6 protein-coding genes are annotated in these 6,724 nt (G+C 68.8%); 5 read left to right on the forward strand and 1 reads right to left on the reverse strand.

Translation table 11 applies throughout. The features are described 5' to 3' along the window. Positions 1-81: 81 nt before the first annotated feature. Positions 82-561: a GNAT family N-acetyltransferase gene (locus EV186_RS09590; RefSeq protein WP_133848628.1), complete on the forward strand. Its 480-nt coding sequence runs from the start codon at positions 82-84 to the stop codon at positions 559-561. Here the strand turns inward: EV186_RS09590 and EV186_RS09595 are convergent. Next, complete coding sequence (locus EV186_RS09595) at positions 544-1,731, reverse strand: ROK family transcriptional regulator (RefSeq protein ID WP_133848629.1); 1,188 nt, start codon at positions 1,729-1,731, stop codon at positions 544-546. The genes EV186_RS09590 and EV186_RS09595 overlap by 18 nt on opposite strands. A gap of 220 nt (positions 1,732-1,951) precedes the next feature. On the opposite strand from EV186_RS09595, the gene EV186_RS09600 reads away from it, so the two are divergent. The 4 genes from EV186_RS09600 to EV186_RS09615 all read left to right on the forward strand — a co-directional run bounded on the left by EV186_RS09600 (position 1,952) and on the right by EV186_RS09615 (position 6,597). Next, a complete protein-coding gene (locus EV186_RS09600; protein WP_133848630.1) occupies positions 1,952-3,256 on the forward strand; it encodes an extracellular solute-binding protein in 1,305 nt (434 codons plus the stop codon). A gap of 70 nt (positions 3,257-3,326) precedes the next feature. Further along, entirely contained in the window at positions 3,327-4,304 is a 978-nt protein-coding gene (locus EV186_RS09605; protein WP_133848631.1) for a carbohydrate ABC transporter permease, read from the forward strand. Continuing rightward, on the forward strand, positions 4,301-5,143 hold the full coding sequence (locus EV186_RS09610; RefSeq protein ID WP_133848632.1) for a carbohydrate ABC transporter permease: 843 nt from the start codon (positions 4,301-4,303) through the stop codon (positions 5,141-5,143). Before EV186_RS09605 ends, EV186_RS09610 begins: the two co-directional genes overlap by 4 nt. Further along, positions 5,140-6,597: a glycoside hydrolase family 3 protein gene (locus tag EV186_RS09615; protein WP_133848633.1), complete on the forward strand. Its 1,458-nt coding sequence runs from the start codon at positions 5,140-5,142 to the stop codon at positions 6,595-6,597. The genes EV186_RS09610 and EV186_RS09615 overlap by 4 nt, the downstream gene beginning before the upstream one ends. Positions 6,598-6,724 lie beyond the last annotated feature (127 nt).

Below are 6,724 nucleotides of genomic sequence, written 5' to 3' on the forward strand. Positions count from 1 at the left end.
ATGTTCGACACTACCACGCGGATGACTTGTCGTTAATTGTGGTGATTTACATGATTTATCGGCCACGCTAGCGTTTCGCGCATGACATTGACGATTGATCGCGTCACCCCGGATTCTCTGGACGGCTTCCTCGGCTCGGTGGCCGGGTTGTTCGTCGAGGACGCCGGCACGCACGACACGGCGTGGGATCTCGACTGGCCCGAACGCGAGGGCCGTGCCTACTACACCGGCCTGCTCGGAGACGAGAATTCCTTGTGCCTCTTGGCATCCACCGAGAACGGACCGGCCGGGCACCTGGTCGGCCAGGTCGGCGGGCACCGGATGCGGCCGGGCGAGGTCATCGCCACGCTGGTGAGCATGCGGGTCGCCGAGCACGCGCGACGGGCGGGCGTCGGCTCCGGGCTCATCGCGGAATTCATGAAATGGGCGAACGCGAAGAATGCGACCGAGGCGCAGGTGACCGCATTCGCGGCCAACGCGGGCGCCATCGATTTCTACCAGCGCAATGGTTTCGCGCCCTATGAGCTGACCTTGAAAACCCGCTCAGGCCTCGGTGGTTGACGAGAACACGGCTTCTCGCGCCCGCTCCAGCGCCGCCGACAGCGCACCCCGCAGCACGGGGTTGCCGTCCACTTCGGTCACCGCGACCCGCGGCTGGGTGGGGCAGATCCGCCCGACCTCCCGCTGGACGAGTTCGGCCAGCCGCGAGCCGCCGGCCCGGCCGAGCGGGCCGGCGATGACCAGCAGCGAGGGGTCCAGCACGATGTTGACCGACGCGACACCGTAGGAGATCCGGGTCGCGAGGTCGCCGAGGAACGCGGCCCCGCCCTCGATGTCGGCGCTGGCCTCGGCAACGCACTGCACCGCCGTGTCCGCGTGCCAGCCGTGCTTGCCCGCCAGTTCCAGCACCGCGTCCGCGCCGATCAACGATCCGAAACCGCCGGCGAGCGCGGGCTGGCCCCACGACTCGGACTCGCCGACCTCGTCGGGCAGCGGCACGCCGGGCACCGGCAGGTAGCCGATCTCGCCCGCCGCGCCGGACGCGCCGCGGTGCAGCTGACCCCGCAGCACCACGGCGAGGCCGATGCCACGGCCCATCCAGATCAACGCGAAGTCGTCGGCGTCCCCGGCGATGCCGAACTCCCGCTCGGCCACCGCGACCAGGTTGACGTCGTTCTCGATCACCACCGGGCGCTGCAGGTCCTGGGTCAGCCGGTCCAGCACGCCGTCGTGCCAGTGCGGCAGGTCGAACACGAACTGCACGTCGCCCGAGCGCGGGTCGACCACGCCCGGCGTCCCGATGACGACCTCGGAGAGCCGCGACACCGGGATCGCCGCGGCTTCGCACGCCTCGGTCACGGCCGCGTGCACGACGCCGACCGGGTTCGTCGTGTCGGTCACCGTGGCCTCGCCGACCACGTCGCCGGTGATGTCGGTGACCGCCGCGGTCACCGAGCGCGGCCCCACTTCCAGGCCCGCGACGTAGGCGCTGGCCGGCACCACCCCGTACAGCGCGGCGTTCGGTCCGCGCCCGCCGGCCTGCGCGCCGACCACCTCGACCAGCCCGCGTTCCTCCAGCCTGGACAGCAGTTGCGAAGCGGTCACCTTGGACAGCCCGGTCCGCTCGCCGATCTGCGTCCGGGTCAGCGGACCCGCGCTGATCAGCAGCTCCAGCGCCGCGCGGTTGTTCAGCTCGCGCAGGAGCTTGGGCGTTCCAGGACGCTGCGCCATGGTGGGGTTCCGATCTCGGTCTGCTAACGGGCTGTTTTAAACAGGAAAGTTTCCTGTTAGTTTACCGGAGGGATCGACGCGGGACCGGGTCGAGGGGCTGGTTGGGCATGGCTTGGACTTTAGGGCCGCCGAGCCGCCCAGGCGCGCACCACGATCACAACACGAGGCATTGAGCACGCAGAGACAGCGTTGTCGAAAGGGAGTTCCCGCAGTGAAGCTCGTGAGGTTCACCAGAATCGCCGCCCTCGGGGCCGCGATCGCGCTCGCCGTCACGGCGTGCGGCAGCGATGACGGCGGCAGCGCAGGCAAGGGCTCCAGCGCCGCGCCGGCACCGGACCCGGCCACCCTGACCGTCTGGCAGATGGGTTCGGGCAGCCCGGAGCAGACCGCCTTCCTCGACGGGGTCGAGAAGGAGTTCAAGCAGAAGCACCCGAAGACCGACGTGGTCATCAAGTACGTGCCGTGGCCGGACGTGGCGACCACCTTCCAGAAGGCTTCCGCCGGCGGCGAGGGCCCCGACGTCACCGAGGTCGGCAACACCGACGTCCAGTCGCACATCGCGCTCGAGGACTTCGCCGACATCACCGACATGGTGAACGCTTGGCCCGAGGGCAAGGACCTCAACAAGGGCGCGCTGGCCAACGACCAGTCGAACGGCAAGACCTACGCCGTGCCGTGGTACGGCGGCGTTCGCGGCATCTGGTACCGCAAGGACTGGTTCCAGGAGCTGGGCATCCAGATCCCGACCACGTGGGACCAGCTGACCGCGGCCGCGCAGAAGATCCAGCAGGCCAAGCACATCCCCGGCATCGGCGCGCCGAGCGACCAGACCAACGCGCTGGTCAGCTTCATCTGGGCCGACGGCGGTGACGTCGCGGTCAAGGACGGCGAGAAGTGGGTCGGCAAGCTCGACCAGCCCCAAGCCCTCGACGCCGTGAACTACTACACCGGCCTGGTCACCCAGTCCAAGGTCGCGCCGACCAAGTACATCGGCAAGAACGAGCTGCAGGGCCCGCAGCAGGACTTCGCGCTCGGCCAGCTCGGCATGTACATCGACGGCAGCTGGGCGTACCCGCAGCTGGAGAAGATCAGCAAGGCGAACTCCACCAAGTGGGGCACCTTCCCGATTCCCGGCAAGACCGGCGGCCTCGCCCCGGTGTTCTCCGGTGGTTCGGACCTCGCCGTGTGGAACGCCAGCAAGAACAAGCAGGTCGCGTTCGACTACATCACCGTGTTGAACAGCAAGAAGAACGCGGCACAGTTCGCCGACACGCTGAAGTTCCTGCCGCAGTTCGACGACGTGCTCAAGAGCGACAAGTACACCAAGGACCCGCTGATGGGCGCGTTCGCGCAGGCCACCGCGGCCGGGGTCAAGTTCACCCCGACCAGCGCGGGCTGGGCGGAGTTCGAGCAGTCCAAGAAGGTGCTGCCGAACGCGGTCAAGTCCATCATGCAGGGGCAATCCGCCGCTGAGGTGCTCAAGAAGGCCAACGAGCAGGCCAACGAACTCCTCAACGCGAGCTGATCTCTCGCGGGGTGTGCCGGCCGCTGCCGGCGCACCCCGCGAGGACCCACCGTCGATCCGGAGGCGAGCCATGGCCGACACGGCCACGCTGGTGCGCGGCGCACCGGCCACCCCGGCACCACCGACACCGTCGCGCAGGAAGTGGCCGAAGCTCAAGTTCGGGCCCTACCTGCTGATCCTGCCCACGCTCGCGGTCATCGGGCTGCTGCTGTTCTGGCCGATGATCCAGATCGGCATCATGGCCTTCCAGAAGGTCGGCACCCGCCAGCTGCGCGGCGAGCCCGCGGAGAACGTGGGCACCCAGAACTTCACCACCATTTTCGCCGACGACGAGTTCTGGCTCAGCCTGCAGCACACCCTGTACTTCGCGGTTGTCGCCGTCGGCGCGACGATGCTGGTCGGCACGCTGGTCGGGCTGCTGCTCAACCGGCTCGGCAAGCGGATGTCGACGTTCGTCGCCGGTGGCGTGATGATCGCGTGGGCCACCCCACCGATCACCGCCGCGATCATCTTCACCTGGCTGTTCGGCACCACCGGTGGGCTCGTCAACTGGGTGTTGGACCGACTGCCCGACTGGCTGGTCGGCGGCGGCTGGCTGGACTACAACTGGTTCGGCACGCCGCTCTCGACCTACACGGTGCTGACGATCTGCGTCGTGTGGCAGTCCTTCCCGTTCGTCGCGGTCTCCGTGCTGGCAGGGCTGCGCAGCGTGCCGGGGGAGCTGTACGAGGCGGCCAAAGTGGACGGTTCCAGCCCGTGGCGGACCTTCTGGAGCGTGACGTTCCCGTTGCTGCGCCCCATCTTCATGGTGCTGCTGGTGCTGTCGATCATCTGGGACTTCAAGGTGTTCACCCAGCTGTTCATCATGTCCGGGCTCGCGAACCGCGACGCGTTCAACCTGTCCCTCTACGCGTACTCCGAGGCCTTCGGGTCCCTGAGCCCCAAGCTGGGGGTGGGCTCAGCGATCTCCGCGGTGCTGACGGTGATCCTGCTCGTGGTCACCGCGGTCTATGTCCGTTACATGGTGCGGCAGGGGGAAACCGCATGAACCCGAGCTTCTTCCGGCGCTTCTCGCTGAACGCGGCCGGCGTCATCGTGTTCATCGGCGCGGTGTTCCCGGTGCTGTGGATGGTGTCCACGGCGTTCAAGCCGAACGACGAGATCTTCAGCGTCACCCCGCACCCGGTGCCGTTCCACCCGACCGTCGAGCACTTCGACTTCGTGCTCAACGGCGGCATCGCGGACGTGTCGTTCTGGACCTACCTGCGCAACAGCGTGCTGCTGGCGATCGTGACCGTGCTGATCTCCGGGTTCCTGGCGCTGCTGGCCGCGACGGCGGTGGCGCGCTACCGGTTCCGGTTCCGCACCACGTTCCTGATCATGCTGCTCGTCGTGCAGATGGTGCCGGCCGAGGCGCTGGTGATCCCGCTGTTCCTGGACGTCAAGCACCTGGGGATGATCGACAGCCTGGCCGGGCTGATCGTGGTGTACGTCGGCTTCGCGCTGCCGTTCTCGATCTGGATGCTGCGCGGGTTCGTCGCCGCGGTGCCCAAGGAGTTGGAAGAGGCCGCGGCCATCGACGGGGCGGGCTCGATCCGGACGTTCTTCAGCGTGCTGCTTCCCCTTGTGGCGCCGGGACTCGTGGCCACGAGCATCTTCTCGTTCATCACCGCGTGGAACGAGTTCATCTTCGCCTACACGTTCCTCGACGACCAGACCAAGTACACCCTGCCGATCATGCTGCAGTACTTCTTCGGACGCAGCGGCAACGAATGGGGATCGATCATGGCTGCTTCGACGTTGCTGACCTTGCCGGTCATCGCGTTCTTCCTGTTCGTCCAGCGCCGGATGGTGTCCGGGCTGACCTCCGGGGCGGTGAAGGGATGAGCGAGCTGGAGCGGCTGGCGCGGGCCACCCTGCTGCCCGGGTTCGAGGGGTCGACCGCACCCGACTGGGTACTGTCCGAATTGGACGCGGGTCTGGGCGGCGTGACCCTGTTCGCCATCAACGGCAACGTGCCGGACACCGAGTCGTTGTCGGCGCTGACCGAGCAGCTGCGTTCGGTGTCGGTGCCGGTGATCACCATCGACGAGGAGGGCGGCGACGTCACCCGCCTCGCGCACCTGACCGGCAGCCCGTACCCGGGCAACGCCGCGCTGGGGGCCGTCGACGACGTGGAACTGACCGCCAACGTCTACCGGTCGATGGGCGCCGAGCTGGCCCAGGTCGGCGTGACGCTGAACTTCGCGCCGACCGTCGACGTGAACACCGCGGACGACAACCCGATCATCGGGACGCGCTCGTTCGGCGCGGACCCCGAGCTGGTCGGCCGGCACGCCGCGGCCGCGGTGACCGGCCTGCAGTCCTCCGGGATCGCCGCGTGCGCCAAGCACTTCCCGGGTCACGGCGCCACCGTCGCCGACTCGCACCTGGAACTGCCGACCGTCGACGCGGACCTCGACCTGCTCGACCGGCGCGAGCTCGTGCCGTTCAAGGCGGCGATCGCGGTGGGCACCAAGGCGGTCATGATTGCCCATTTGAACGTTCCAGCGGTCACCGGCGGCGAGCCCGCTACCCTGTCCCGGGCCGCCATCACCGGGCTGTTGCGCGACAAGCTCGGCTACGACGGCGTGATCGTCACCGACGCGCTGGACATGCGGGGCGCGAGCGGCGTGATCGGCATCCCCGAGGCCGCCGTACGGGCCCTCATCGCGGGCGCCGACCTGCTCTGCCTCGGCCCGCGCGAGCACGCGGAGTCGGTGGCGGCCACCGCGGCCGCGATCGTGCGTGCGGTCGAGGACGGCCGGTTGCCGATGGAGCGCCTGGCGCAGGCCGCGGCCCGGGTCGCGGACATGCAGTCGTGGGTGGCCGAGCCGTCGGTGTCCACAGTGGATTGGTCGACGGGCCTCGCGGTGGCGCGGCGCGCGTTGCTGGTGGCCGGCGTCGACGGCGTCCAGGGGCTGGGGACGCCCTTGGTGGTGGAGTTGGAGGCGCCGGGCAACATCGCGGTGGGCCCGGTGCCGTGGGGCCTCGGGCCGTGGGTGCCGGATGACGACGTGCTGCGGGTCGACGCGGGCGCGGCAAAGGTCGCCGACACGGTGGCGGAGATCCTGGCCAAGGCGGGCGAGCGCCCGCTGGTGGTGGTCGTGCGGGACGCGCACCGCCACCCGGAGCAGCGTGAGCTGGCCGCCGCCCTGGCCGCGGCCAGGCCGGACACGACGGTCGTGGAGATGGGCTTGCCCATCTGGCGCCCCGACAACGTCCGCTACATCGCCTCCTACGGCGCGACGCGCGCCAACGGCCGCGCGGTAGCCGAACGCCTGGGCTTGATCGCCGGCTAGCCCCCAGGGTGTGTCCCACACTCCCGCGGGGTGTGTCCCCGTTACCTTTTTCGTGGTTCCTGATCAAGGAGCTGTGGTCGCCGGGCCCGGCATGACTGATGTCCCCAGTCGAACGCATGATCCGAAG

The sequence above is a fragment of the Labedaea rhizosphaerae genome (assembly GCF_004362825.1).
Lineage (GTDB): Bacteria > Actinomycetota > Actinomycetes > Mycobacteriales > Pseudonocardiaceae > Labedaea > Labedaea rhizosphaerae.

What these genes read in the sequence shown, in the direction of transcription:
- EV186_RS09590 (WP_133848628.1), top strand. Translation starts at nt 82, where the DNA reads ATGACATTGACGATTGATCGCGTCACCCCGGATTCTCTGGACGGCTTC.
- EV186_RS09595 (WP_133848629.1), bottom strand. Translation starts at nt 1,731, where the DNA reads ATGGCGCAGCGTCCTGGAACGCCCAAGCTCCTGCGCGAGCTGAACAAC.
- EV186_RS09605 (WP_133848631.1), top strand. Translation starts at nt 3,327, where the DNA reads ATGGCCGACACGGCCACGCTGGTGCGCGGCGCACCGGCCACCCCGGCA.
- EV186_RS09610 (WP_133848632.1), top strand. Translation starts at nt 4,301, where the DNA reads ATGAACCCGAGCTTCTTCCGGCGCTTCTCGCTGAACGCGGCCGGCGTC.
- EV186_RS09615 (WP_133848633.1), top strand. Translation starts at nt 5,140, where the DNA reads ATGAGCGAGCTGGAGCGGCTGGCGCGGGCCACCCTGCTGCCCGGGTTC.